This window comes from Myxococcales bacterium (assembly GCA_023898405.1).
Taxonomy (GTDB): Bacteria; Myxococcota; UBA727; order UBA727; family JABDBI01.
Genome location: CP060221.1, coordinates 1,604,786 through 1,630,650, shown reverse-complemented (window position 1 = coordinate 1,630,650; position 25,865 = coordinate 1,604,786). Strand labels below are relative to the sequence as shown.

At 39.5% G+C, this 25,865-nt stretch carries 21 protein-coding genes; 6 read left to right on the top strand and 15 right to left on the bottom strand.

The features are described from left to right. Nucleotides 1-240: 240 nt before the first annotated feature. Nucleotides 241-1,569 (top strand): histidine phosphatase family protein, encoded by a 1,329-nt coding sequence (locus H6731_07425; GenBank protein ID USN50094.1) that lies wholly within the window; start codon nucleotides 241-243, stop codon nucleotides 1,567-1,569. 134 nt (nucleotides 1,570-1,703) lie between these two features. Here the strand turns inward: H6731_07425 and H6731_07420 are convergent, their stop codons facing one another. From H6731_07420 to uvrA, 3 genes are all read right to left on the bottom strand, one after another. After that, nucleotides 1,704-1,958, bottom strand: a complete 255-nt coding sequence (locus H6731_07420; GenBank protein ID USN50093.1) for a hypothetical protein — start codon at nucleotides 1,956-1,958, stop codon at nucleotides 1,704-1,706. Nucleotides 1,959-1,976: 18 nt separating this feature from the next. Further along, entirely contained in the window at nucleotides 1,977-3,263 is a 1,287-nt protein-coding gene (locus tag H6731_07415; GenBank protein USN50092.1) for an alkaline phosphatase, read from the bottom strand. A 108-nt stretch (nucleotides 3,264-3,371) separates the two neighbouring features. After that, on the bottom strand, nucleotides 3,372-6,218 hold the full coding sequence (gene uvrA / locus H6731_07410; GenBank protein USN50091.1) for an excinuclease ABC subunit UvrA: 2,847 nt from the start codon (nucleotides 6,216-6,218) through the stop codon (nucleotides 3,372-3,374). A 74-nt stretch (nucleotides 6,219-6,292) separates the two neighbouring features. Between uvrA and H6731_07405 the strand changes: the two genes are divergently transcribed. The 4 genes from H6731_07405 to H6731_07390 all read left to right on the top strand — a co-directional run bounded on the left by H6731_07405 (nucleotide 6,293) and on the right by H6731_07390 (nucleotide 11,895). Continuing rightward, complete coding sequence (locus H6731_07405; GenBank protein ID USN50090.1) at nucleotides 6,293-7,336, top strand: ATP-grasp domain-containing protein; 1,044 nt, start codon at nucleotides 6,293-6,295, stop codon at nucleotides 7,334-7,336. 75 nt (nucleotides 7,337-7,411) lie between these two features. After that, nucleotides 7,412-8,074 (top strand): RluA family pseudouridine synthase, encoded by a 663-nt coding sequence (locus tag H6731_07400; GenBank protein ID USN51958.1) that lies wholly within the window; start codon nucleotides 7,412-7,414, stop codon nucleotides 8,072-8,074. Between the two features lie 111 nt (nucleotides 8,075-8,185). Next, nucleotides 8,186-9,688: a hypothetical protein gene (locus H6731_07395; GenBank protein USN50089.1), complete on the top strand. Its 1,503-nt coding sequence runs from the start codon at nucleotides 8,186-8,188 to the stop codon at nucleotides 9,686-9,688. A 167-nt stretch (nucleotides 9,689-9,855) separates the two neighbouring features. Beyond that, nucleotides 9,856-11,895: a cation:dicarboxylase symporter family transporter gene (locus H6731_07390; protein USN50088.1), complete on the top strand. Its 2,040-nt coding sequence runs from the start codon at nucleotides 9,856-9,858 to the stop codon at nucleotides 11,893-11,895. A 32-nt stretch (nucleotides 11,896-11,927) separates the two neighbouring features. Here the strand turns inward: H6731_07390 and H6731_07385 are convergent, their stop codons facing one another. The 8 genes from H6731_07385 to H6731_07350 all read right to left on the bottom strand — a co-directional run bounded on the left by H6731_07385 (nucleotide 11,928) and on the right by H6731_07350 (nucleotide 19,250). Next, a complete protein-coding gene (locus H6731_07385; GenBank protein USN50087.1) occupies nucleotides 11,928-12,584 on the bottom strand; it encodes a hypothetical protein in 657 nt (218 codons plus the stop codon). Nucleotides 12,585-12,835: 251 nt separating this feature from the next. After that, nucleotides 12,836-14,101 (bottom strand): beta-ketoacyl-ACP synthase II, encoded by a 1,266-nt coding sequence (gene fabF / locus H6731_07380; GenBank protein USN51957.1) that lies wholly within the window; start codon nucleotides 14,099-14,101, stop codon nucleotides 12,836-12,838. A gap of 90 nt (nucleotides 14,102-14,191) precedes the next feature. Further along, nucleotides 14,192-14,428 carry an acyl carrier protein gene (gene acpP / locus H6731_07375; protein ID USN50086.1) on the bottom strand — a complete coding sequence of 79 codons (237 nt, stop codon included), beginning with the start codon at nucleotides 14,426-14,428 and terminating at the stop codon, nucleotides 14,192-14,194. A 21-nt stretch (nucleotides 14,429-14,449) separates the two neighbouring features. Next, entirely contained in the window at nucleotides 14,450-15,193 is a 744-nt protein-coding gene (gene fabG, locus H6731_07370; protein ID USN50085.1) for a 3-oxoacyl-[acyl-carrier-protein] reductase, read from the bottom strand. 9 nt (nucleotides 15,194-15,202) lie between these two features. Continuing rightward, nucleotides 15,203-16,138 carry an ACP S-malonyltransferase gene (gene fabD / locus H6731_07365; protein USN50084.1) on the bottom strand — a complete coding sequence of 312 codons (936 nt, stop codon included), beginning with the start codon at nucleotides 16,136-16,138 and terminating at the stop codon, nucleotides 15,203-15,205. 273 nt (nucleotides 16,139-16,411) lie between these two features. Then, the gene (locus tag H6731_07360; GenBank protein USN50083.1) at nucleotides 16,412-17,284 is read right to left on the bottom strand and encodes a 2-oxo acid dehydrogenase subunit E2; all 873 of its coding nucleotides are present in this window, start codon (nucleotides 17,282-17,284) and stop codon (nucleotides 16,412-16,414) included. Nucleotide 17,285: 1 nt separating this feature from the next. Next, nucleotides 17,286-18,557 (bottom strand): histidine--tRNA ligase, encoded by a 1,272-nt coding sequence (locus tag H6731_07355; protein ID USN50082.1) that lies wholly within the window; start codon nucleotides 18,555-18,557, stop codon nucleotides 17,286-17,288. Between the two features lie 3 nt (nucleotides 18,558-18,560). Then, nucleotides 18,561-19,250, bottom strand: coding sequence for a (d)CMP kinase (locus H6731_07350; protein USN50081.1), 690 nt, complete (start codon nucleotides 19,248-19,250; stop codon nucleotides 18,561-18,563). 243 nt (nucleotides 19,251-19,493) lie between these two features. Here H6731_07350 and H6731_07345 point away from each other — a divergent pair, with 243 nt between their 5' ends. Next, entirely contained in the window at nucleotides 19,494-20,054 is a 561-nt protein-coding gene (locus H6731_07345) for a hypothetical protein (protein USN50080.1), read from the top strand. A gap of 49 nt (nucleotides 20,055-20,103) precedes the next feature. On the opposite strand, the gene H6731_07340 is transcribed toward H6731_07345, so the two are convergent. The 4 genes from H6731_07340 to mutL form a co-directional block, all read right to left on the bottom strand. Continuing rightward, nucleotides 20,104-21,603, bottom strand: a complete 1,500-nt coding sequence (locus tag H6731_07340) for a hypothetical protein (protein ID USN50079.1) — start codon at nucleotides 21,601-21,603, stop codon at nucleotides 20,104-20,106. Nucleotides 21,604-21,753: 150 nt separating this feature from the next. Then, a complete protein-coding gene (locus H6731_07335; GenBank protein USN50078.1) occupies nucleotides 21,754-22,875 on the bottom strand; it encodes an aminotransferase class I/II-fold pyridoxal phosphate-dependent enzyme in 1,122 nt (373 codons plus the stop codon). A 260-nt stretch (nucleotides 22,876-23,135) separates the two neighbouring features. Next, on the bottom strand, nucleotides 23,136-24,011 hold the full coding sequence (gene miaA / locus H6731_07330; protein USN50077.1) for a tRNA (adenosine(37)-N6)-dimethylallyltransferase MiaA: 876 nt from the start codon (nucleotides 24,009-24,011) through the stop codon (nucleotides 23,136-23,138). Continuing rightward, the gene (mutL, locus tag H6731_07325; GenBank protein ID USN50076.1) at nucleotides 23,993-25,792 is read right to left on the bottom strand and encodes a DNA mismatch repair endonuclease MutL; all 1,800 of its coding nucleotides are present in this window, start codon (nucleotides 25,790-25,792) and stop codon (nucleotides 23,993-23,995) included. Before mutL ends, miaA begins: the two co-directional genes overlap by 19 nt. Nucleotides 25,793-25,865: the final 73 nt, after the last annotated feature.

The following is a 25,865-nucleotide window of genomic DNA, read 5'->3' as shown; positions in this document are numbered from 1 at the left end:
TTAAAAAACAAATTAAAACCATCCAATAATCATAATCAATTAACATAAAATAAGCAGATTAAGATCTAAAGCGTAAGGTTACTAAAATTTCTACAGATTATTAGATGGGTTATTAAATTATTGAGTTTAGTATTCTTGCCCGTGCATTTAAAAACATCTTTTTCGGATCAATTTCATGAAATACATACCCCCCAAAGCTACAGCTTGGAGTCGTATTTTTTTCTGTGATTTGGAATTGTGATGAAATATCCTATACTCAAGCTCTTAGCTGGATTTTTATTGTTTAGCAGCTCACTAACCTTTGTTAGAGCTCATACTGTTGAAATAATTGCAGTACGTCATGGTGAATCGCTAAATAACGTGCTTTCACAAAAAAAAGCTCCTATCAGCTTTTTTATTTCAATGTTTGAGCAGGGGGATGCACGAGCTAGAACTGAAACAACTTTTCATAACCCTGTTCTTTCCACAGAAGGAAGAAAACAGGCAATCGAACTTAATACCATACTTTTTCCCAACAATAGCGATCCTGGAAACATCGTTTCATCGCCTGGAAAAAACACGGTGCTTTTTGTTTCACCATTAAACCGCACTATTCAAACTGCGCTTTTAGTTTTTGGCAGCATTCCTTTTTCTGCTGGAGTAAGGATGTTGGCGAACCCACTCATAACGGAGCACAGAAAATCAGTTTCCGAAGACGGGTTTATAGATGCTGCCCGCCCCATAAACCTCTTTGATCTTGAAATTGAAAAGCTTGAAAAAAACAACCATCTTTCGCGTAGCGATAAAAATTCGATTCAATTCCATAATTGGGCTCATACATTCAAGGAGAGTCTTAAAGATTGTTGCGATGGCAAACAATGGTGGCCAAAAGGTCCGGTAGAAAGTGAAGAAGACGTTGGAAATCGCATTTCGCTCTTTAAAAACGAGTTAGAAAAATTACCGCCAAATTCTCGAGTACTTCTTGTTTCTCATGGAACTTTCCTAAGAGCTCTATTTTTTGGTTTGCCAGAGATGAAAAACAAAAATTATCATATCCGAAACGTAGGGATGCTCACTGGCACGTTTGACACGAACACTAAAGAATTTGTCAAAGATTCTATCGCTTGTTTTGATCCCAATAAAAAAATGGTAGCCTCAGGCTTAGATCCAAATGCTATTTGCTTCGACAAATTGGCTCGAAACGAAAGTATTGTGGTCGATAAAGGGCCCGTCTACGAGATAGACAAGTCTCCTCCGCTTTTAAGCCAATGGCAGACTCGCCAGCTGAATATTTTTAAACAAGATGGTCTGGTTGGTATAACCTGGGCAGAAGAAGGCTCCACAAGTGTTGCTAAAATAAAAGGAGCAGCACAGATCGTAGGTGCTACAGAAAATTGCTCAATTCCTTCCAAGTGGACTAAAGATCGAGAGACACTATGTCTCATCATTCAGCGTGTAAAACTTGATCCAAAATACGGACCTCTCTGGGAAAAAATAGAGGAAGGTACAAAGTGGGAAATACTGCGCCTTAGTTGGAAAAACACTAACTCAGATGCATCAAAATTACTTAATGGGCTTTTTAAGAACTAAAGAATTTTTCTAGGAAGGGGGTACGCCCCCTGGAAAAATGCTTAACTTGAATAATTTAAATACGCTCTTAGTTCGCACCGCTGATTAAGAGACTATTGAAATTAATTTCTAAGAATTGTCTCATTGTTACTCCCTCAATCAAACTTTAATAATTGCAATTTCTCTTTAAGGTTAAAAATTTCCATTAACTCTTGATCTTTTTTTCGCTGGCGTTCTATGCGAGCAGCTTCTTTAGCATCTTTGAGCTGTTGTTTATAAGCTTTATAACGAGCTTTGCGCTCTTCCTTAACTTTAGCCTTCATGGCTTGATATTCAGGATCATTTTCCCGATCCGCCTTGGCTTTTTGATAGGCGGCTTTGCGCAAAGCTTTGAGTTTTTCTTTATCCATAACTTTTCTTCAACTAATTCATCGTCCTAAGGCCATAGCTTTAAGATCGCTATTATTGATCATATCGCGACAAAATTTTTCCGCCCCCCTGCCTATGGCATACAAAGGAACATTCACACCGGTATGCTGAGCGACACTCTTTGGATTATCATCGTAATTGGCCGATGTCCAACGCACAGAAGGAATACAGCCCTGGCTGCCGAGACATTGTGTTTTATCTTCTTCAATCACCAATCCACCTGTTTCATGATCGGCAGTCAAAACAACCAGGGTATCGGGATTATCCTGCACAAAATTTTCTAAAACTTTGGCGGTGCGTTCCATTTCTCGCATCTCTTGAATCAATGCAACTATGGCCGATGGAGATTCTTTGCTGGCATCGATAAATTTATTATTATGACCAATCATATCGGTCAGAGAACTTTCCACCATCAGAAAAAATCCATTGTCATTTTTTTTGAGTATTTTAAGTGCAGCATCGGTCATCTGCGATAAGTGAGGAATCTTGTATTCGGCAAATGTTTCAGCCGGCGTTATTTCCAAAGGCAAACCGGTTTTTAGGGAAAATTTTCCTGGTATCATCTCATATTGTCCAAAGCCACCATAAACGTAGGGGCAATCTTTATTAGTGCAATTATTTCCTTGCTCAATGGTATCAGCAAGACTTTTAAGAGTATCAGCGGTATGCACCATGGAATATTTTGCTAAAGAATTTCGCGCCGCTTGGCGATGATCAGGAGTATCGGCTCCCAAAATTAAATTGGGCAAAGATCCTTGAAATATATCGCGCAAAATTTCTTCGGTCATTGTTCTATGTTCAGTGTGAGCAACAAAAGCTGCTGGGGTAGCATCGGTAAAAAGCTTGGTAGCAATAATGCCTGTGCTTTTGCCCTGGCGCTTGGCAATTTCTAAAATGCTTTCAATATCGGTATGTTGATAAGCGCTGTTCTTGCTCACCACACCATTTTTGACTTTTACTCCAGTGGCCATGGCGGTAGCTCCCGCCGCACTATCGGTTATGTGGGGAGAATCCTTTACGCAAACACCATCGATATCAGCGCCATCAACAGCACAGGTGGTAACCTGAGATGAACAAGGAAATTTTTCATAGGCCAAATTTTGCTGTCCATTATAAATGCGCGCTGCTTTGACATATTCAAAACCCATGCCATCCACAATCATAAAAATAATATTTTTGGGCTGTTGCGAGTAATGCCATTTTTGTTGTGAAGATATCATTCGCACGCTACTGCAAGAGGTAAGCACAATCACAGCAAACACAATCGTGGCTAAACATTTTTTCATGAATTTCCCTTTGAATGAGCCCAAAAAGCTTTTCAAAGTAAATATGAAATTTATGTAACATTTGGATGTAGCAGAAAAAGTAAAGCCCAAAAGCACACCCAAATAATTTTATTTGGTTTTCTCGCGCTTAAATAGTTCACGCAGAAACCTTCCAGTATGACTCGTTTTATGGCGACTGACTTCCTCTGGTGTTCCATCAACAACAATCTTACCGCCACCCGATCCACCTTCGGGACCTAAATCGATCACATGATCGCAAAATTTAACTACGTCGAGATTATGTTCAATAACCACAACACTATTGCCCTGCTCTACCAACTCATCGAGTACCGAGAGCAATTGTTTGACATCATGAAAGTGAAGCCCGGTTGTCGGTTCATCGAGAATGTAGAGAGTTTTTCCGGTGGCCCGTTTGGCAAGCTCTTTGCTCAACTTTATTCTTTGGGCTTCACCGCCAGACAAGGTTGTCGCTTGCTGCCCTAAATGAATGTAACCCAAACCAACCCTCTCGAGCGTTTCTAATTTTTTCTTGATCTGTGGCACTGCACTAAAAAATGCCAATGCCTCAGAAACCGTCATCTCTAAAATATCGGCAATAGATTTTTCTTTATAGACAACAGCCAAAGTCTCGCGATTAAAACGCTTTCCTTTGCACTCATCGCACACGACATAGACGTCTGGCAAAAAGTTCATTTCAATGCGAACAACGCCCCCGCCTTTACACGCTTCACAGCGACCACCTTTCACATTGAATGAAAAGCGCCCAGCACTAAATCCTCGCATTTGCGATTCAGGAAGTTGAGCAAATAAATTTCGAATAATATCAAAAACTCCGGTATAGGTCACCGGATTTGAACGGGGCGTGCGGCCAATGGGAGATTGATCAATATCGATCACCTTGTCGATAAATTTCAGTCCATCGATACCATCGTGAGGTAAAACATCTGCTCCGCTGCCATAAAAATAACGAGATAATTCAGCATAGAGCGTATCAATGATGAGAGAACTTTTTCCTGATCCTGAAACACCGGTGATAGCCGTCATAACTCCCAAAGGAATAGATAGATCAACTCCTTGTAAATTATTTCCGTGAGCATTTTTGATCGTGATAAATTTTTTACTTCCTTCGCGCCGAGACTCAGGGGTATGAATAGAAATTTTTCGACTTAAATATTGTCCGGTCAGTGAATTTTTATTCTTACTGATGGCGCTTGGTTTTCCATGTGCTACCACTTCACCGCCTTGATGCCCCGCTCCTGGCCCCATATCTACTACATAATCTGCTGCTAAAATGGTATCTTCATCGTGCTCCACCACCAAAACGGTGTTACCGATGTCGCGCAAATTTTTCAGCGTGTTGAGCAATTTTTCATTATCTCGTTGGTGTAAACCAATGCTGGGCTCATCGAGCACATAGAGCACCCCAACCAAAGCAGAACCAATTTGTGTGGCCAATCGAATACGCTGCGCCTCACCACCGGACAAAGTTCGAGCAGTTCGGTTGAGGGTCAAATAGCCAAGCCCAACTGCTTCTAAAAACGAAAGTCGGGCACGCACTTCTTTGAGAATTGGATCGGCAATCACGTGATACTTGCTCTCAATTTTAAGTTGAGCAAAAAATTGAAGCGCATCATTGATCGATAAGGCCGTAACACTATGAATGGCTTGACCGTCGATCTTTACCGCTCGAGCTTCTTTACAAACACGCGCCCCTAGACATGCAGGGCAAACGTCGCGACTCATATAATTTTCAAGTTCTTCTCGAATAGTTTCATTGTCTGTCTCGGCAAATCTGCGCTGAAGTTGGTTAACCAACCCTTCATAGACACGATTAAAGCGATGCGTTCTGCGACTTTTTTCACCTTTAAAAACAAATTCAACGCGCCTATCACTGCCAAATAAAATTACATCCCTCACTTTTTTGGCTAACTTATTCCAAGGTACGTCCAAGGATCCGCCGTAAGCTTCAGCCACCGATAAAGCTTGCTGATAATAATAGCCTTTAACATTGGCCGAATAAGGCGAGATAGCGCCTTCAAGCAAAGAAAGTTTTGGGTTTTTAATTATTTTTTCTTCAGTAAAATGTAGAAAATTTCCCAAACCATTGCATTCAGAACACGCTCCTTGAGGTGCGTTGAAAGAAAACATTCTGGGCTCAATTTCCGGAAAAGAAATTCCGCAGTCGATACAGCCAAAATGCTCGCTCAAAAGTTCATCACTGCTTTTATCTCCATCGTAAGTGACGATGATAACCATTCCGCCCGATTTTTTGAGGGCAAGCTCAATGGCTTCGGCAATACGAGAACGCTCCGATTGACGAATCTCCATACGATCCACCACCAGATCGATAGAGTGTTTGGTTTTGGCGTTGAGCTCGATATCTTCTTCCAAATAGCGCACTTCACCATCGACCCTCACGCGCACAAAACCTTCTTTTTGCAATTTAGAAAGCTCAGCCTTATGCTCACCTTTTTTGGCACGAATAATAGGCGATAAAATACTGATGCGCTTTCCTTCGCCCATTTCCATCACGCTGTCACAAATGGCGCTGGCTGATTTTTTAGCGATTGGCTTGCCACACTGATAACAAAAAGGCTGGCCGATGCGAGCAAAAAGCAAACGGAAATAATCATAAATTTCTGTGACGGTAGCTACCGTTGAGCGAGGATTTTTACTGGTAGTTTTTTGTTCGATGCTGATTGCTGGGGATAGACCTTCTATCAGATCAACATCGGGTTTATCTTGAAGCTGTAAAAACTGGCGAGCATAACTCGAAAGGGATTCGACATATCGTCTTTGACCTTCTGCATAAATCGTATCAAAAGCCAAAGAACTCTTGCCAGAACCCGATAATCCTGTAATCACAATCAATCGATCGCGAGGAAGACAGACATCGATATTTTTTAAGTTATGAACTCGTGCACCTTTCACTCGTATGTTCGATATGCCTGTCATAGAAATTCCTTGCAATATGAGATAAGCCTTAAGAAACTGATTATTTAGTACATTGAATAAGGAAGCACCAGAGCATGAGCCACAATATCATTATATTATTTGGTGGTGAATCCAATGAACGATTGGTTTCTGTCGCATCAGCACAGTATTTAGCGAGAGCACTTAAACACGCTCTCCTGTGGTATTGGCATAAAAATGGCACACTCTATCAGGTGGAATCTGCTGAACTCTTAGCACATAAAAATCCTTTCACCGAAGAATTCTCCCCTTCTAAGTCATTGATTTTCAGAAATATTGTAGATGCCATCAACAGCGATGCAGCACAAGATCATGTCTTTATTTTGGCACTCCACGGCGGCAGTGGAGAAAACGGCTCTATACAAGAACTCCTAGAAAAAGCCAACCGCGCTTACACTGGCTCTGATGCCAAAAGCTCTCGTGTCGCTTTTGATAAGTTAGCAACCAAAAAAGCGCTGGATAATTTCCCAATAAAAATGGCTGCTCAACATCTGTTGGACGGCAATAACGCCAACAGTCTCGAAAAACAACTCACTGATTTCATGGATGAATTTGGCGCAATAGTAGTAAAGCCAAGCTGTGGGGGCTCTTCTTTAGGCTGCTCCATAGTAAAAATAAAAGCGCAGTTCGAGAAGGTGATTGAAGAAATTTTAAAAAATCCTCAAGAAATTTATTTTTGCGAACAAATGATTGATGGGCGCGAATTGAGCGTTGGTGTGATTGAAACTTTGGCTAACGAGCTAACTCCCCTACCTGTCACAGAAATTTGTGTAGATAAAAGCCGTTGCTTTGACTATCAGGGCAAATATTTAGGAGCTGGGAGCAAAGAAATTACCCCAGCAGATATTCCTCAAAATATAGCGTTGGAAGCTCAAAGATTAGCAGCTGCTGCCCACCGCGCCCTCTCTTTGTACGGCTATTCGCGCACAGATATTATCGTGAACGATAAGGGCTTATATTTTTTGGAAATCAATACCTTACCTGGCCTGTCTCAGCGCTCATTTATTCCCCAACAGCTAGCTGCTGCTCACATAAGCGCTACTGAATTTTTGCATCAACAGATAAAACTTGCCCAACTTCGCCAGCAGTTTTGCAAGTGAAATCGCTCGAGCCCAGTTGGCATCAGGCTAAAAAATTATATGCTCGCTCAGATGAACTATAAAGTCTCTCAACGAATGAACGATCAAGAAGTACTCGATAGAATTATTTATCGAGATGCCATGATTTTAGCTCTTAACAAACCTTCAGGAATTCCGGTACATGCGGCTAATGGCGGCCGTCACAATCTTGAACAATATTTTCATCTCTTACAATTTGGTCTGCCACAAAAACCTCATCTGGCTCATCGCCTCGACTTGGGTACCAGCGGGTGTTTAGTTTTGGCTCGTCACGCTCAAAGCGCACGTAGACTTTTGCAATTATTTAGTGAAGGCCTGGTAAAAAAAAGCTATGTGGCCATGGTTCACGGTGTAGTTTTGGCCGATGAAGGTCGTATCGATGTCGCTTTAAGCAAACAATCCCCTGAAAAAAAACATTGGTGGATGAAGGCCGATGTCAACGGAAAATTCAATGCACTCACTGAGTTTTCAGTCATCGAGCGCTATCATGATAAAACTCTGCTCAAACTCACACCTCACACCGGAAGAACTCATCAGTTGCGTGTGCACTGTGCTTATTTGGGACATCCCATCATTGGTGATTATATCTATGGGGTTGATAAAGAGGCCGAAAGACAAAAAAAACTTCATCTTCACGCTGAATCTATAGAGCTCCCTCTATACCCAAAAAAAGAAATTATAAAAATTAATGCTCCACTACCGTCTCATATGAGCAATTAATTTTACAACCAAATCAACTTCAAAAAACAAACAATAATTACTTACAACACTTATTGCAATTATAAAACAACAATATACAATCCAGAAAACCTCAACATTAAGACGATTTTTATGTTTTTTATTAATAATATTTTTTATTGCGCATTTTTAATTTCTATTTCCGCTTTTTGTGAATCTATAAGTTTTTCCCTGGCTGGACGTAACTATTTCGTAAGCATCTCTGATCAAGCTTTTAAACATATAAGCTTAGGACAAAGAACTGCTGATGGTTTTTCTGGCGGCCACAGTTGGACGTACTACTACGAAACTCATATTAAGGGTGACCCAGAAGCAAAGGTTTTTTTTGATACCAATCTTGGTGCCTACATTGTAGGATCCAGCAAGGGCGATTCGCTGATCGATATTATTCAGAAATTACAACGCAGAGAGCGGCCACATTATCATTCTTTATTTGCATCAGAAATTTTAAACCAGAAGTTTATTCTTAATTCCTTTAAAAGAGCGATTCTTTTACAAGAAATAAAAAATGAAAAGCATTTTGATGGCAATCTTTTCTATGTAGAACATGATGGCTTTAAAGTTGCCGGTTATTTTGAACATACAGGTGACCATTACGAGATTAAGACATTTTTTCCAGATCTTTGCTGGTATTACCGCTTAGAGCTTGGAGCTTCAGATGCACATTTTGATATCTCACGATTCTTAAAATATGTAATCGATCCCAATGATAGCAAAAAAGGTGTATGGGTGCGTAATGGTGTACTAGAATCAGAGCTGACTCAAGACTTAAAAAGCGAAGGATACCCTACTCCTATTGCGGCAGTGTCTACCCTAACCTCAGGAAAAAAATTAACTCCTCAATTATTTTTATCCTTTGAGCAATTTGAAAATTTCTTGAGAGCCCACTATTTGACGCAAAATCAAAATGAATTTATTGAAGATCCCTTTAATTTCATGTTCAATGACCCGCAAAACCCAACAGAGGCTGAATATGCTGCTCTATTGGGCATGCTCAAATTTAGTCTGAGTCAAGATCTACAATCTAGTTACAATTTTGAAAGCAAAATTAAAAAAACTCCTAAAAATACAAAACTAAACACGAAAATTTTTATCCTAAAAAGAAATTTCAAAGAAGTTCTCAAAGAATATAATACTCTAGTAGTGCCTTTATTGAGTCCAAAAGATATCGAGAAAAAAATACGTACAGTTAATCTTCCATCCAAAAACTTTTATCATTTATTTATGAAAAATTTACTTTCCTTATACGCAGCTACTCTTTGTCTTGAAAGCGACCAAAACATTGAAGGGATTGAATGGGACTGGCGTTCGGCAAGTAAGCGTTTTTATGACAACTTTGTTGTGCGCTTACTTAAGGGCAATAATGAACTGCTCGCTCGTTTGCAGCGTGAAAATTTAATTTTTAGTATTGAGAGAGGATCTATGATTATCCAAGAGAAAAAGCTTTCAGTATCCATTTTGACGCTCAATCATGTCCCAGACACTCAAGAGCTCTACAAAGAAGTTAAAGAAAGAATTGTTCGTAATATCTTGATATTTTCCGAGCCACAAAAACTTGTGGATATTAATTTTGAAGATCTTTTAAGTTATCAATAAGAAAGCCTAATTTTTAGGCTGATTTAGGGAGCTCAACAGGCTCCCTTGCTTTTATTTCACAGATAAATTTTTGAAAACTGCATTTTTTTTTAAAGGCCTTGGTGCACGAGCTATCATAAAAAAGAAAATTTTTATTTTTACGGTACAAAAAATTGATTGGATAATTCGTGAAACAAAATCTCAGCATACAGATCATCATTGGCATAATTATCGGGGCTTTTTTAGCAATTTATTTCCCTAGCCTTATCACCTATCTAAAGCCCATAGGTACAGCATTTGTGATGCTGATGCAAATGCCAGTCCTGTTATTTATGTTGTGCTCCATCATCGTGGGGATTGGTCATCTTGATCTAAAAGATGGGAAACTTCTTTTTGGCTACAGCTTAATTTTTCTTTTGGGCAGCTGGCTTATCACGCGCCTTAGCACCTTTATCATTCCACTTGCCTTTCCTCCCTTTCATGCTGTCGATAAATTCTCAAGTCCCGGTGCAAACTACCAATCCATAAGCCTCATCGACACCTTTATTCCACAAAATCCTTTTAAATCATTGGCACAAGGAAGCCTGTCTTCAGTAATTGTTTTTGCTATATTTTTTGCCATTGCACTTTCTAGAGTTAAAAAACCCACACCATTGCTCAATAGTTTTAAGGCAGCTCAAGAAGCCGCTATGATCATTGTCAACTGGATCGTCAAACTTTCGCTTTTAGGCTCTCTTTGTCTGAGTGCTTCTGCTACTCAATCCATAGCTATGACAAATATCCCTGAAATTCGTTTTTATTATTACGCTTTTATTTTTGGCACCATCTTTGTTTCTTCTCTCCTCATTCCTTTGATCGTGACCATCTTTACTCCCACCAGTTATCGTCAACTCATGTCTCCGATATTGCCAGCATTATTGCTGGCTTTTATCAGCGGCAACGCAGTCATCACCTTGCCTTTAGTTTTAAGCAGTCTGCAAAGACACATGCCTCTTTTAGGTTTTGACAAACAAAAATTTCGTGGTTTTATCAACACGCTGGTACCACTCACCTTTACTTTTCCCATCTCAGCGAAGCTTTTTAACGTGCTATTTATTTATTTCACCAGTTGGTATTACAGCAGTGACGCACTCACGCCGGATATTATTGAGCTTTCCACTTTAAGCCTGCTTACTTCCTTTGGCTCATCCCCAGAAGGTATTGGTTACCTGCTCGATAGCGTGCATCTCCCCAAAGACGCCATCGATCTTTTTATTCCTACTATGCCTATCACCGCTAAATTTATGGCGCTTGCCAATGTAGCATCCATTGTGAGTATGTGCTTTTTTACCGTCAGCTCATGGGAAAAACGCCTGACCTTTAATTTCAAAAAATTACTTATTACTCTTGCCATAGCGACCATGGGATATGGTGCCTGGTTTTTATTGATAAACTCTTTAAATACACCGGTGCCGCAAAAAACACCTGCATATCTCAGACAAAATATAAGCGATCCTCTGCCATATAAAATAATTGAAGACATTAAAAAAATTTCTCCGCTCAAAAGCAAGCACGTATTTTCTCACATCAAAAAATCAAAAACTCTTCGAGTTGGGTTTTCATCTGACAACATGCCCTATTCATATTTTAATGCTCAACATGATCTCGTTGGTTTTGATATTGAGTTAATGCATGGCTTAGCAAAAGATTTAGGTCTTAGGTCAATTAATTTTGTCAACTACCAAAATGATCCAGCTAATCTTTTGGAAAGTGGCCTAATCGATATTGCCGTATCTGCTTTAAGGCCTCAAAAAAATCTGCTCAATACCATAAGCATTTCTCAACCTTACCTAATCGGCTCCTACGTGCTGATTACACCCGATTATCTTAACAGTGATGCAAAAAATATCGACCCCAATACACCCATTTTTACGATCGAGAATTTTCAGCAACAGGCATCACAATTATTTCCCCACAGCACGATTAAAATCATAAAAAATATTCAAGAATTTCTCATTAGAGAAAACCCAAAACTTTTACTGTGGGCCCTGCCTGAAGCGCTCACGATAACTACTATTTACCCACAATACAGCATTATCGAAGATGATCGTTTTCCCTCCGATTACTTAACATTTGCAGCACCATCACATACTGATCAGTGGACGAAATTCATCAATAACTGGATAGAGCTCAAAAAATCACAAGGCGTGATAGAGCAGCTCTATAAAAAATGGTTTTTATTTAAGTGAGGCAGGCAAAATCACTCGAGCAAAAAATATTTTCACAGCTGTTTGCCCAAGGAATCCCAAAGTGGATAAGTTAAAATGGCTTTTTCCACAAACTCATTGAATGGAGTTTGAAACTGTGCCAGATCAGCAGCTCTAAAATTTTCGTTGTCTGGACTTGCTCTTGCTGGAAAGAAATTTGGGCCGAACACAATCCCCAAATTCATTGCATCCATTTTTGTCATATTCGATTTAAACAATAGATGGTGCAAATGTTTAAAAATTTGCTTAAACAGTGGTTTTTTAGCTGTTTCTAAGCTCGGTAATAAATCTCTCACCATGAACCTTCCAAATTGTGTTTCTCCAGCAATTTTAGAAATGTCCTCTTTCGCTGCTTCCAAACATGAATCAAAGAGTTCATATTTAATGAATTCGCTCACTAAAACATATTGCTTAACCGCAGTGGCAAGTGCAAAAAGGTCTATTGGTTTGAATTTTTTGATCTTGAATGAATGCTTTTTGAGTTTGGCAAGATACTTCTTTTCAATGTCGTGCCGCCCTGACTGTCGGTAGATTCCTTCAGTCGCATTTTCTTCCATATAATTAAGAGCCGCTTGTAAATTTTCCTGTTTTGGTTTTGAGGCATGTCCACCGGTTGATAAAAAATGAACTTCTAAAAACATCAAAACGAATAGTGAAAAAGAATGGCGCATCTATTTCCTCACGAATTTTATTTAACTTACTTAATTAGCTTGCAATGCAAGCTAAGAATTCTCATAGAATAGCGCGCCGTCCATAAATTTAATTGTTAATTTCTTACTAATTGATAAGAAAACAACAGGATGAGCGTGTAATACCAACTTTATAAATCACCTGATTGGCTAGTAGTAATGCCACTAACTGCCAACCAAATAAGTGTTTTCATTATTGCTATAATTTTTATGAGCTGTTACTCTATTTTTTTTCAGCGATATTTTCTCAAAATAATAACCGCATTAGCTCCGCCAAATCCAAAAGAATTAGACATGGCAACTTCTACCGTGCCTGTTCTTGCCTTATTAGGAATGTAATCAAGATCACACTGAGGATCTGGGTATTCCAAATTAATGGTAGGAGGCATCATATCGGTTTTAATAGCCATAGCGCTAAAGACACCTTCAACACCTCCCGCAGCCCCCAATAAGTGGCCTGTCATGGATTTGGTAGATGAAACAGGCACCTGATAAGCATGATCGCCAAATACACTTTTGATAGCGATTGTTTCATACTTATCATTTAAAGGCGTACTTGTTCCGTGAGCATTGATGTAGCTTATATCCTTAGGAGAAAGATTCGCGCACGCTAATGCCTGCCTTATCGCTCGCTGTGCGCCTTCGCCATTTTCGGAAGGAGCTGTGATATGATGTGCATCGCATGTCGATCCATAGCCAACTAATTCTGCGATAATCGGTGCATTGCGTTTTTTTGCATGCTCAAGCTCTTCCAGAATAAAAATGCCTGCTCCTTCTCCCATCACAAAACCATCTCTCGTTTTATCAAAGGGACGACTTGCTTTTTTAGGTTGATCATTTTTGCTAGAACACAATGCATGCATGGAATTAAAACCAGCTGCAGACATAGGGTGAAGAGCGCTTTCGGCGCCGCCACACAGCATTAAATCTGCACGACCATACTTTATGTGAGAAAATGCTTCACCAATGGCGTGTGTACCTGAAGCGCACGCTGAAACCACGCTCCAATTATCAAGGCGCAGATTACGCCGAATGGCTATTTGTCCTGGTGCAAGATTGGATATGGTGCCAGGAATAAAAAAAGGCGAAACTCTTCTTGGTCCCTTTTCAAGAAGAGCATCGTAGTTGTCGGTAAAAACTTCCATTCCGATCATGCCAACACCCAAAACACAACCTGCACGATTACCCATTTCATCGTCAAGCTTGTCCGGAAGCTGAGCCATGCGCCAGGCTTCTTGACTTGCGGCCATAGCCAAATGAATGAAACGCCCCATGCGGCGAATATCTTTTTTAGGCTCGATAAAATTTGCAGGATCAAAATTTTTTACTTCACCACCTATGGTGACACCTAAGTTTTCATTTGCCCATTTATTTTCAGCCCATGCATGGATTGTGTTGATACCACTTTTTCCTTCGAGCAAAGCTGTCCAACTTTCTTCTACAGTATTGCCCACCGGACATAATACTCCAAGGCCAGTCACTACCACTCGTCGAGTCATCATTTGGCTCCTAATAAAAAATCTCGCCATCAAGACGAGTATTATGACAGATCGAGCGTCATTGCGATAACCACAATGACAAATCAATTATTAAAGATTGTTTTTTAAATAAGCAATTACATCATTGACCGTGCGAATTTTTTCGGCTTCTTCATCTGGAATTTCCGTTTCAAACTCTTCTTCCATTGCCATGATAAGTTCTACAATATCCAAAGAATCAGCACCGAGATCTTCGATAAACTTCGCATCAGGTTTGATTTGTTCTTCTGAAACTCCCAACTGATCTGAAATAATACTGCAAACTCTTTCTTCAATAGCCTGTGACATTACGTCTCTCCTTTTTATAATTTAAATATAAAGTCCACCATTTACCGACAACACTTGACCAGTAATATAGTCAGATTGATCGGAAACTAAAAAAGCCACCGCATTAGCAATATCTTGGGGCAAGCCCACTCGTTTTAATGGGATCTGCTCTAAGACATTTTCCATGCCTTTTTGCAAAATATCTTTAGTCATATCGGTTGCAATATAACCAGGGGTTACGGCATTAACTAAAATATTTCTGGAAGCCAATTCTCTTGCTAAAGATTTAGTCATTCCGATCAAACCAGCCTTGGCCGCAGCATAGACGCTTTGTCCGGCATTTCCCATTTGACCCACCACGCTTGAAATATTGACTATTTTCCCGTAGCGATTTTTCATCATGTATTTGCTGCATGCCTTAGTGCAGTTAAATGCACCTTTCAAGTTGATATTGATTTGGCGTTCAAAATCTTCAGATTTAAGCCGCATGATCAATCCATCAACAGCAATCCCGGCATTGTTGACCAGGATATCAATGGATCCGAAATCATTTTTTATGGCCTCAATACTTTTTTCTACCGCTGTCTCATCTGAAACATCAAAACCCATCGAACAAGATTTTTTTTGATGAGCACCCATCAAAGCAAGAGTCTCATCCGCCTGAGTTTTGTTGTTAGCGTAGTTAACAATAACATTCGCTCCACACTGAGCAAGTTTGATTGCTACTGCACGGCCAATACCTCGACTTGCCCCAGTCACCAGAGCAACCTTAGAATCCAGACTCATAGTCAACCTCTAAAATTTTAGTGTTTCTAAATCATTGAAGCTATCGATATTGTAAATAAGGCTTTCTTTATCTATTTTTTTGACAATTCCTGACAGAGTATTTTTAGGACCAAATTCGATAAAAGTTTTGTTGTGGGCATTAAGCTGTGATGCTGTGGCAATACATTCACTGAATCTCACGGGACTTATAATCTGCTCAATAAGCAATGATTTAATTCTCTCTTTTGCTTTTTCAGGCTGGGCAGAAACATTAGAAACAACAGGAAATTGCGCATCAGAGAATTTAATTCCATCGAGCACCGCGGTCATACGTTGTTGCACTGGTTTCATCAACGCACAATGAAAAGGCGCACTCACCATCAGCTCAACAACTCTCTTGGCCCCTGCTGCTTTTAATTTTTCACAAACTTTCTGCACACCTTCTTTAGTGCCTGCAATAACTGTTTGTAAAGGTCCATTGAAATTGGCACAAGCAGCATACTCATCATCAGTTTTTTCACTGTGTTCTTGAACAATACTACAAATTTTATCAACTTCTAATCCCAAAATTGCGGCCATCGCCCCTTGGCCCTGAGGAACAGCTTCTTGCATAAGTGTTCCGCGCACATGGACAGCCCTGATGGCATCGGAAAAATTCACTACTCCTGCTGCAACTAAAGCACTGTATTCTCCCAAGGAATGACCAACGGCACAGTCGATATTTAGATTGTAACGGGATTTAAAATGCAAAAAAGCCGATACCGAATGCAAAAGTATAGCGGGCTGGGCAATAGCTGTTCGGGTAAGTTCTTCTTGGGAACCACTTTGCATTATTGAACTTAGACGAAGGGACAATGTATCCTCCGCCTCTTTCAACAGCAATATTCCTAATTCAGTATTAAAAAGTCCAGATCCCATTCCCACATATTGTGAGCCCTGACCAGGAAATAGTAAGCACAAATTCATAAAAACCCTCTTACACACGAAAGCTCTATGATGCCGCCCATGCAAGGTTTTAATTGTATTCTCGGACTTTGTCGCAAAATGGCATTGCCCGGTCAATACCTATTAATTTTTTGCGGTTCAAAAGACCTTTTTCAAAAAATTTAACAAGTCAACTAGAAAATTTTTTGGATATTTTTTCGAACTATCCCGCAGCCGAAACAAGGACTTGGTCAGAAAAATTATGTAATCAATTTCCTTCTTAAGTAAAACCATCAATAATTTTATAAAAGTTTTTTAGACAAGCGAGTCTCTCGAAACTTGTTTTTTTGATCGTTCAAGTTCATACAAAGTTTCTAAAACTGCAGATTCTTCTACGCCATCCATTTCCCATGGTTTTTCTAAACCGCCTCGTATCATTTTGGTAATTTGCGCTGCGCGAAAACCATCCATAAAGCGGTGATCGATGGTCGCTGTCAGATCCAACATCGGACGAATAACAATTTCATCATTGATAACCACAGGGCGTTTTTTAATTTCTGGTATGGCCAAATAAACGGGGACTCTAGCAAAAGGTGTTGGTGGAGCATAGCCTTCATCGATACCAAACATTCCTACACTTGTAATAACACACGATCCAAAAGGAAATTTTTGTAGTCCCAAGAATCCAACATTGAGCCCTGCTGCACCCGTGATATAACCAGAAAGCCATAGCACAAAGCGCACCATCCACGTAGGCATTCTTTGAATTAACTTTTTGGATTTCTCAAATTCGTTATCATCTCCTGAACGGAGTTTGAGCGCACCCTGTTTGAGCTCGCGAGCTATGGCTGCAGTATTTTTTTCATCCACCTTTTGAAGTTTAAATTTGGCAAGATCTTTTCCATCATCCAAAGCAACCAAAAAAGCTAAGTCAACTGTTTTATGAGGATAATAGCGCCCAAAAAATATTCGACCATTTAAATCTGGACACTGAGAAAAGGCCAGGCCAGTAGCGCGTCCTACCAAATGAGTGACCGTAATTTTTTCATTGGTAGTTGCTCGCAAATACTGAATATATTTGAGCGCATTTCCCATATCGATGCACATCTTGCCATAGATATTACCCTCTTTAGGGGACGACCATGTGGCAATGGCTATTTTTCGTCTGAGTGAGGTGTGATATGTCATGCTATTCCTCTGATATAGAATTTCCTAGATGGTGCGCAATTTGATAGGCTTCTAAGTTTAATTCTGTACTTGCTGAAGTCTTCATGTCTTTAATTTTGACACGCCCATTTTTTATTTCCTCTTGGCCAACAACTGCAACAAAAGAAGCCTTAAGTTTATCCGCTCGACGCATCATGGCTTTCATGCTCTTAGGCTGCAAAGGGAAATCAGCAGCAATATTCATTTTTCTAAGCGCATAAGCCAAAGATTTGACAATTTTTTGTCCATCTTGGTCTGCACCTATCAAAGAAATTTTCGGTCCTTCATTGTTGCTTTCGCCATCTTCTAACAAAAGCGCTAATCGCTCTATGCCGCCGGCACAACCAATGGCGGGAAGATCAATTTTATTGCCCAAAGTTAAAAATAATCCGTCGTAACGACCACCGGCAGCGATGGTATTTTGTGCCCCTAAACCCTCTTTAGCCACAAACTCAAAAACTGTTCGATTGTAATAATCAAGACCACGAACTAAATTGTGCTCGATAGAAAAATTTATATTGATATCACTGAGTCCAAACAAAACCTGATCGAAATGCGTACGCGATTCTACTCCTAGTGAATCAATACTTTTAGGAGCATCCTTAATAATTTCTTTGCAGCCATCGTTTTTGCAATCCAAAATACGTAAAGGATTAAGGTCAAGCCTTCTTTGGCAGTCATTGCACAGCAAAAGTTTTTTATCGGTCAAATAGTCTTTCAAGTGTATTTTATAGCTGTTGCGCTCTTCATTGGTACCGAGACTATTTATTTTAAGCTCAATATTTTTTGGCCCAAGCCTATCGAAAAGATGTTGTACCATAGCCATTATTTCAACATCGGCTGCAGGCTCACTCACTCCGAATAATTCAATGCCATATTGATGAAACTGTCGCAGCCGCCCCTTTTGCGGTCGTTCTTTGCGAAACATCGGCCCAATATAATAAAGTTTTTCCTGACTATCGGCACTGATACCACCACGCTCGATCAAAGCACGCACTACTGCTGCTGTATTTTCTGGTCGCAAACAATAAGTGTGATCACCATCAGGAACGATAAACATTTCTTTTTCTACGATATCGGTAGTTTCACCAATGCCTCGTTTAAACAAAGCAAGATCTTCTAAAATGGGAGTGCGAATTTCTTGGTAAGCATAAAGAGGAAAGATGGACTTGATTGCATCTTCAATTTTTTGCCAAAGATGAAGCTCTTTGGGAAACAAATCATTCATTCCTCTCACTGCTTTGGCAACTACCATAACCTAGCCTTCCTGATAATTTTTTTGAGCTTCATTCACAAGCTCAATGGTTTTGTCACACACTTCTTGTATCGTCATGTGCGATGTATCAATAACTTTGGCATCATGCGCTTTTTGCATGGGTGCCGCCATGCGATTTTTATCGCGCTCATCACGTTTTTCAATGGACTCAAGGATTTCATCAAAGCTCACTTCTTTGTGCATTTTTTGAATTTCTTCAAAACGCCTCATAGCGCGAGTCTTAGAGTTGGCCGTAATAAAAATTTTTAATCCCGCTTTGGGAAATACTACCGTACCAATATCTCGTCCCTCATAGATTGCACCGCCTTTAATGTGAGTCACCACATCCCTTTGCAGCTGCAATAATTGAGTTCGAACCAGCTGATGTTGACTCACAACAGACGCTAAGCCGCTAATTTTTTCTTGCCGAAGTTCGCGCTCAACTTTATGACCATCGAGTAAAATCTGGGTACATGCATTTTTTTCATCGATGGCCAACTTTAAGTGACAAGTCAAATTTGCCAGCCCTTGCTCATCGTAAGCATCTATTCCGTGCTGAATAGCAAGCACAGCAAGAGCTCGATAAATCGCTCCCGTATCCACATAAATAAAATTTAATTTTTTTGCCACCAAACGAGCTACAGAACTTTTGCCCGTTCCGGCAGGACCATCGATCGCAACTATAAATGCCATGAGTAAACCAAAAAAATAGTAAGCAAGTAGTTCATACTCTTAACAGTGTTCACAACCAAGCGGGTTTAGAAACTGTTTCACAAATAGTTGACTAGAAAGCGGTTTAAAATTTTTCTAATTTATTTCACAACAATATTAATAATCTCTTTTATGAACAACTAAAAAACAGGGATTGCTAAGAAAAACATGAGTGATACAATACTACTAACGTTTATACATCAAACAAAATTTAGGATAAAATTAATGAAATTAATTAACTTATTATCAATACTTTTTATTGTCTCATGTAGCAATGAAAAACCATCTTCTTCAGATAACCCAAATAACAAACAGCCCATCAAGGATGATAATCAAGTAAACTATTTAGCCAGACCCAATCAGAGCAGAAGCGACCAACGACAGCTTCAGAACTTTGATTGCAGCTCTATCAAAAATAGCTGCGTAAGTTCTTTAAACTGGGGATTAATCGAAATAAGCAGCCCTTTGGGAAAAAAATCCTATAAAGACGCCATTGTATGGTGGCAGGGCTCTAAAGAGTGGAACTGGAAAATTGGAGATGTTCATCATAAGCCTGGCATCACAGTTGAAGCTTTAGATCAGCTTTTAAGCATTCAAAATATCAGCGATATTATTTTTAGCCGCGGCATGGAGGGTGTTTTGCAGGTGCCGCAAAAAACTATAGATGCGGCTCTTAGCAAAGGCATCAAAGTGCATGTGGCATTTACCAGAGATGCCGCTGAACTTTACAATAAGTTGCTTAAAGAAGGTAAAAACGTCGGCGCCTTTTTTCACTCTACCTGTTAGCTTTCGTCAAAAAAATTTAGGAATAAAAAATTTTATTTGCCCACTTTTTTTAAATTTTATGCGGAAATTCTTGTTCAAGCGGAAAGATAACGCGAAAGCCAGGCTCCAAAATCTGCCCTAAAGGATTTTTTGATAGCTCACTCGAAAATACTTTTTGGCGTAGCTCCAATAGTTTTTGAAAGTGAGTCTCGAAATTATCATTGTCCATCAGCTCAATGCGATAATTATCTATATTTTGTCTATGAAATTTCTCGAAAGATTTTTCATCAGATAAAATTTTTGCCAGTTGTGTAAATTTTTCTACACCGGATAGATGTAAATTATTTATAAAATTAGACATCCAATCTTGGCCGTTATCATCGGGAACAAATCTTAGAAGTTGGCATCTCTCATCTGACAAAACAGGATTTTTAAAGTCAAACATCAAAATATCTTTTACATGTTTCAAGGAAATTATTTTATTTTTTACTAAATTCTCTATGATAAATTTTTCAACAAAAGATTTTACTGGTGTAAGCCACATGTGATCGGCATCTTGCAAATTTGTTTCAGGGAAAAATAAATTATATTTTTTTAAATAGACTTTATACATTGATGCTGAAAAACTCAGCGAAAACTTTTCAATCAATTCGCTGGAAAAAAAATCTAAGGGTAAAAAAATCTCATCTACCTGATCAAATATTCCAAACTGACTGGAACGCAGATTTATCTCGCTTGTACAAAATAAAGGTCTCAACTGCTCGGGCAGACTAAGACGTGCGCGTGCCTCAATATATTTTTTTGAACTCAATAATTTTTCATTGGCCTTTATAACTTCTTGGGCAAGAAACCCGGCATCCTTAAGCCTATCAACTTTTTGTTGAATCTTTGCTGACAAAGCATTTGGCGCAAAGATCAGCTGTTTTTTTTCAGTCCACCAATCATTGTAGGGAGCATCTATTTCTTTCATGATAGGACCGCCCGAATTATGACAGGCCGAGCAGCGCATACGTATACCAAATTTTCTACTTTCTTTGGGAACTTGTCGATAAAGAAATTCATTATCTAAAAGAGCATCGAGGGAATCACCGCGATAGTACCATTGGGCTCTATCACCCAGTCCGATAAGTTCATAAAAGTTATAGACTTCTTTTTTAATATCAAAACTAATAGCTTCGATGACGAGCTTCTTGTAAGAGGGCGACTGATCAAGGAGAATTTCTCCATCAACCCTATGACTAAAGTGGCCAAAAAATATTTCCGAAGTAAAAGATTGCCCATCCACAAGAATAGTTTTTGTAGTCATTTCAAAAAAGCTAAAACTGCCAAGAGCAGGATTTCTGCGCCCTCGATTTGCCACCATAAATGTATCGATAGAGTTGGGATCGTCCTTGATGAGCTCTGATAATTGTTCGACATTCTGCGGGCAAGCTTGAGCTTCTGTAAGTTCTAAAAATAAAGCATCATATTGTTTTTTTGATACTTGCCCTTGAGAATTTTTAACAATGCAGGGAGCAGCCCCTACTTTTAAACAAAAAAACCAAAACAGGGCGAATAAAATTTTATTCATTGTCATCTCCAAAAATTCTATAAAACCACTTAAAAACCTCTCTAGACTTTTTATTTTGCTCAAAGTTAGCAAAAAATATTTTTATCATTGTTGATTTTTAGTGGCTTCCAATCTCAAAGAGAATTTCTGCTCGAAATGATTAATAGACCTCTAAACTGTTTGAGGTGCATTTATAATTTCTTTCATGCCCAAAAAAAGTTTTTTAAGCTCATGCTCAGTGCCCACCGATATGCGAATATATTCAGGCAGACCAAAGCTCGCCATAGGTCGAACCGCAATATTTTTTTGCATCAATGCTTGGTGAATCTCGTTTATCTGAGGCATATGGGGAGCACGCTTAGCCAAAATAAAATTGGTTACTCCATCATGAACACTAAATCCCAAATCACTCAACTCTTGTACGAGCTTTGGTTTATGCAAGAGATTGTGCTCGATACTTCTTTTGACATGATCTGGATCTTCGAGTGAAGCGATGGTTGCAAACTGTACAGCAACATTGACATTAAATGGATCTCGAACGCGGCATAAAATATCAATGATATTTTTATCACCCACCGCAAAACCAAGCCGCATTCCAGCAAGAGCATAAATTTTGCTCATGGTTCGAAGCACAATGGTTCTGGGCCGCGTGTGAATATATTTCAGGGCATTAGGATAATCTTTTGCCACAACGTATTCGCTATAAGCTTCGTCCATTATTAAAACGAGATCGGAAGGAAGCTTCGCAATAAAATCATCAAGATCTTTTTCATTGATATAATTTCCTGTTGGATTATTAGGATTCGCTAAAAATAATACCTTGATGGGGATCTCATTTTTTTGATGAATACGTTTGAGCATCGCTTCTAAGTCGAAGGACATATCCTTGAGCACATCCACTTTTACTTCATTTACCCCCTGAGCTATAGCGGCCTGCTGATACATGATAAATGTCGGCCACCCTGACATTATGGCTTCTTTCTTGGACACCAAACCTCGCACTAAATTTACAATTATTTCAGTAGTGCCATTGCCTAGAGCAACGTGGTCAGGTGTAATAGAAAATTCCGATAGATGCTGGCAAATTTTTTTGATTACCTCAGCTCGTTTATTGTTCGGATAAAGATGTGCAAATCCAACGCTTTTTTTAATAGCTTCCATCGCTGCCTGTGATGGACCTAAACAATTTTCATTTGATGCAAGTTCCGCCCAAAACCCCCCTAACTCTCCTCCAATATGACCAGGAACATAGGGTGTCATCGACATGATATGTGATTCAGCAAGTTTCAACATGATTAAAGCCCCCAAAAGCAACTCTAATCGATTAGTGTTTAATTTGCTTTTTTATTATTTAATAAAGCTGTTTTTTTACTGGTGAACAAAAAATTTGAGGCTTACAAGCTGGAGATTTATCGCATGATTTTTTCTTGCTAGATCATCGTCTTTGGCTGGGAAATCGTTTGAAAATATGCAAGAAATATAGAGCGCCAAAAATTTATTGTTAGAAACGGGACAAGATAAGAAGGCTTTGGTAATTATTTTCAAAAAAGTTTTTAAATATGCCACCGATAAAATTGTTCTTTTTTAAACCAGGTAGTTTGCTGCTTGGAATATTGCCTGTGGCGTATAAAAACTCTTTCTTGTGCTTCTTCTAGCGATATTTTGTTATCGATCACCAACAATGCTTCATGATAACCCATCACATTTAAAGCCCAATGCTCTACTCCCACTATGTTTCTCAGCGCTTTTGCCTCATTAAGCAAACCTTCATCAAACATACGCTCGACACGGGACTTGAGTTTTTCTAACAACTTATCTCGCACGCAAAATTTCATGATCCAACGAGCTTTAAGCTGAGTTTTTTTTTCATAAAAACTTTGACGAATCTTTGATGGAGCCTTGCCGGTCTGCCGATAAATTTCAAGCGCACGGATAATACGATAGCGGTCTTGCGCTCTAATAAACTCGGCACTGTTCTTATCGATTCGAATCAATTCTTGATAGAGCTTATCCAAACCTATTCGATCACACTCTTCTTCGAGCTCTTGGACAATTTGTGGATTTGATTTTGGCACATCGCCCGTGCCATAACGCAAAGCGCGCAAGTAAAGCCCAGTCCCGCCGACTATGATCGGCCGCATACCACGTTCCTGTATTTCATTGATAGTTTTTTTAGCAAAGGCAACAAAATATCCTGCATCCACCTTAGTAGTTGAAGGATCTACACAGTTAAATCCATGATGAGGAACTTCTTCACATTCCTTTTTAGAAGGACTTGCCGTGCCAATATGCATATGTTGATAAAATTGGCGAGAATCAGCACAGATAATTTCTCCGCCATACTTCTTTGCCCATTTTAAAGCCAAAGCAGATTTTCCGCTGCCGGTTGGGCCGGCAATAATAATGGGCTTCACGTTCGGTCGAACCATTTTTTTAACTCGCTTTTAGAAAAATTCTTGATAATAGGTCGACCGTGAGGACAGTGCGCTGCAAAAGGAATTTTATCCAAATCGTCCAGCAACGCAGAAATTTGCTCATTGCTCATCATCTGCCCAGCTCTGACCGAGCCATGGCATGCCATGGTAGCACAGACATGATCAAAAATTTTATCTACAGACTCGGCCCTTCCTAATAAAAGAAATTCCGAAAGAATATCTTTTACCAACTCCTGCGCATCAATATTTTTCATAAAATCTGGTAAAGCACGAATCACCACACTAGATTCACCAAAAACTTCCATCTCAATACCAAACTCATGAAAATCTTCTATGTGTGATTCAGCAAGCATCATATCGTGATGCTCTAAATCAAGTTTGATTGGAATTAAAAGTGGAGATGACACCACCCCTTTATTTTTTTGTGAACGCAAATATTCAAAGGTCACTCTCTCGTGCGCTGCATGCTGGTCAAGCACAACCATTCCTTCCTCGCTTTCACATAAAAGATAGGTAAGGCACAGCTGCCCAATCACTTTTAAATCAGCAAATTTTCTAGCAGGCAAAAGATGTTTACTTTCATAAACGAAGCCCTTTTTTATTTCGGGCTGTAACTCAAGCGCTTGTTGTGAGTCTTTTATACTCGGCTCAGATGTGCTCGATAATAAAAAATCCATAGTCTTAAGCGATTCTCGTCGCTCATTTTGAAATTCCTTTGAACTTTCTATCACGGGAAGCACTGCTGATTCAGCTGCAGGGAGTGATGAGTGTGCTCTTAACCATGGCGTAGTTGATAAAAATTCACCAAGCATATGAATGAGATAAGAAAAAATCTTTCTTTCATCAACAAATCGCACTTCAGCTTTTCTTGGATGCACATTCACATCTACCGCATCAGGCGGTACTTCAATATTAAAAGCACAAATAGGGTTTTTTCCTACTTCGAGAAGTGTGCGGAAAGCGGCTTTGATAGCTCCTGAAATTTTTCTATCATTCACTAATCTATTGTTGACAAAAATATTAATACCGCGAATATCTTTTCTCGTCAGCAAGGGCGCACAAAGAGCGCCTTTTATACTGACCACTTCGCTTTTTTCTTCAAACAAAAAAAGCAAACCGCGAGTATCTTTACCCAAAAGCGCTTCGGCCCGAAGCAGAGATTTATCTTCACCCATAGCGCTTGAAAAAATTAATTTATCTTCGCTAAAAAATTTCCAAGATACATTTTCATACACAAAAGCAAAAGATCGTATGAGTTTATCAATAGCTGAAACTTCGGCCCGCTGGCTTTTTACAAACTTAAGCCGGGCGGGGACATTAAAAAATAAATCGCGAACCTCTATGCGCGACCCACGCAAAGCTCCCTGAGGCGAGACTTCTACAATACTACCGGCATCGATAAGCGCCTTGGTTCCATGGGCTTGATTTTCCATGCGAGAAATTATGCTCATGCGCGAAATAGAAGCGATCGATGGCAAAGCCTCTCCACGAAAGCCAAAACTACTAAGACTTTCTAAGTCATGGGCCGTTGAGATTTTGCTGGTAGCGTAGCGTTTGGTGGCAGCACGAACATCGTCCTCGTCCATACCGCAACCGTTATCTTGCACAATAATATAGCTCAAACCACCATCTTTTATTCTTACTTCTATCTGCGTGGCCTCAGCATCAAGTGCATTTTCTATAAGTTCTTTGACCACAGAGCTTGGCCGCTCAACCACTTCACCAGCAGCTATTTGATTAGAGACATGCTGACTCAATTCAATTATTTTACCCATAATTATTTACTCACCCATGGGGGGTTTATACATTAATCAATCTTCTATCAAAGGCCTTTTAAAGCATTTTTGG

Coding starts and splice junctions, on each gene's coding strand:
- fabF (USN51957.1), bottom strand. CDS start 14,101: ATGACTCGACGAGTGGTAGTGACTGGCCTTGGAGTATTATGTCCGGTG.
- H6731_07420 (USN50093.1), bottom strand. CDS start 1,958: ATGGATAAAGAAAAACTCAAAGCTTTGCGCAAAGCCGCCTATCAAAAA.
- H6731_07345 (USN50080.1), top strand. CDS start 19,494: ATGAAATTAATTAACTTATTATCAATACTTTTTATTGTCTCATGTAGC.
- H6731_07355 (USN50082.1), bottom strand. CDS start 18,557: ATGGTAGTTGCCAAAGCAGTGAGAGGAATGAATGATTTGTTTCCCAAA.
- fabG (USN50085.1), bottom strand. CDS start 15,193: ATGAGTCTGGATTCTAAGGTTGCTCTGGTGACTGGGGCAAGTCGAGGT.
- uvrA (USN50091.1), bottom strand. CDS start 6,218: ATGACAGGCATATCGAACATACGAGTGAAAGGTGCACGAGTTCATAAC.
- mutL (USN50076.1), bottom strand. CDS start 25,792: ATGGGTAAAATAATTGAATTGAGTCAGCATGTCTCTAATCAAATAGCT.
- H6731_07425 (USN50094.1), top strand. CDS start 241: ATGAAATATCCTATACTCAAGCTCTTAGCTGGATTTTTATTGTTTAGC.
- H6731_07340 (USN50079.1), bottom strand. CDS start 21,603: ATGAATAAAATTTTATTCGCCCTGTTTTGGTTTTTTTGTTTAAAAGTA.
- H6731_07335 (USN50078.1), bottom strand. CDS start 22,875: ATGTTGAAACTTGCTGAATCACATATCATGTCGATGACACCCTATGTT.
- H6731_07415 (USN50092.1), bottom strand. CDS start 3,263: ATGAAAAAATGTTTAGCCACGATTGTGTTTGCTGTGATTGTGCTTACC.
- fabD (USN50084.1), bottom strand. CDS start 16,138: ATGAATTTGTGCTTACTATTTCCTGGTCAGGGCTCACAATATGTGGGA.
- acpP (USN50086.1), bottom strand. CDS start 14,428: ATGTCACAGGCTATTGAAGAAAGAGTTTGCAGTATTATTTCAGATCAG.
- H6731_07360 (USN50083.1), bottom strand. CDS start 17,284: ATGACATATCACACCTCACTCAGACGAAAAATAGCCATTGCCACATGG.
- H6731_07350 (USN50081.1), bottom strand. CDS start 19,250: ATGGCATTTATAGTTGCGATCGATGGTCCTGCCGGAACGGGCAAAAGT.
- H6731_07405 (USN50090.1), top strand. CDS start 6,293: ATGAGCCACAATATCATTATATTATTTGGTGGTGAATCCAATGAACGA.
- H6731_07385 (USN50087.1), bottom strand. CDS start 12,584: ATGCGCCATTCTTTTTCACTATTCGTTTTGATGTTTTTAGAAGTTCAT.
- H6731_07395 (USN50089.1), top strand. CDS start 8,186: ATGTTTTTTATTAATAATATTTTTTATTGCGCATTTTTAATTTCTATT.
- miaA (USN50077.1), bottom strand. CDS start 24,011: ATGGTTCGACCGAACGTGAAGCCCATTATTATTGCCGGCCCAACCGGC.
- H6731_07400 (USN51958.1), top strand. CDS start 7,412: ATGAACGATCAAGAAGTACTCGATAGAATTATTTATCGAGATGCCATG.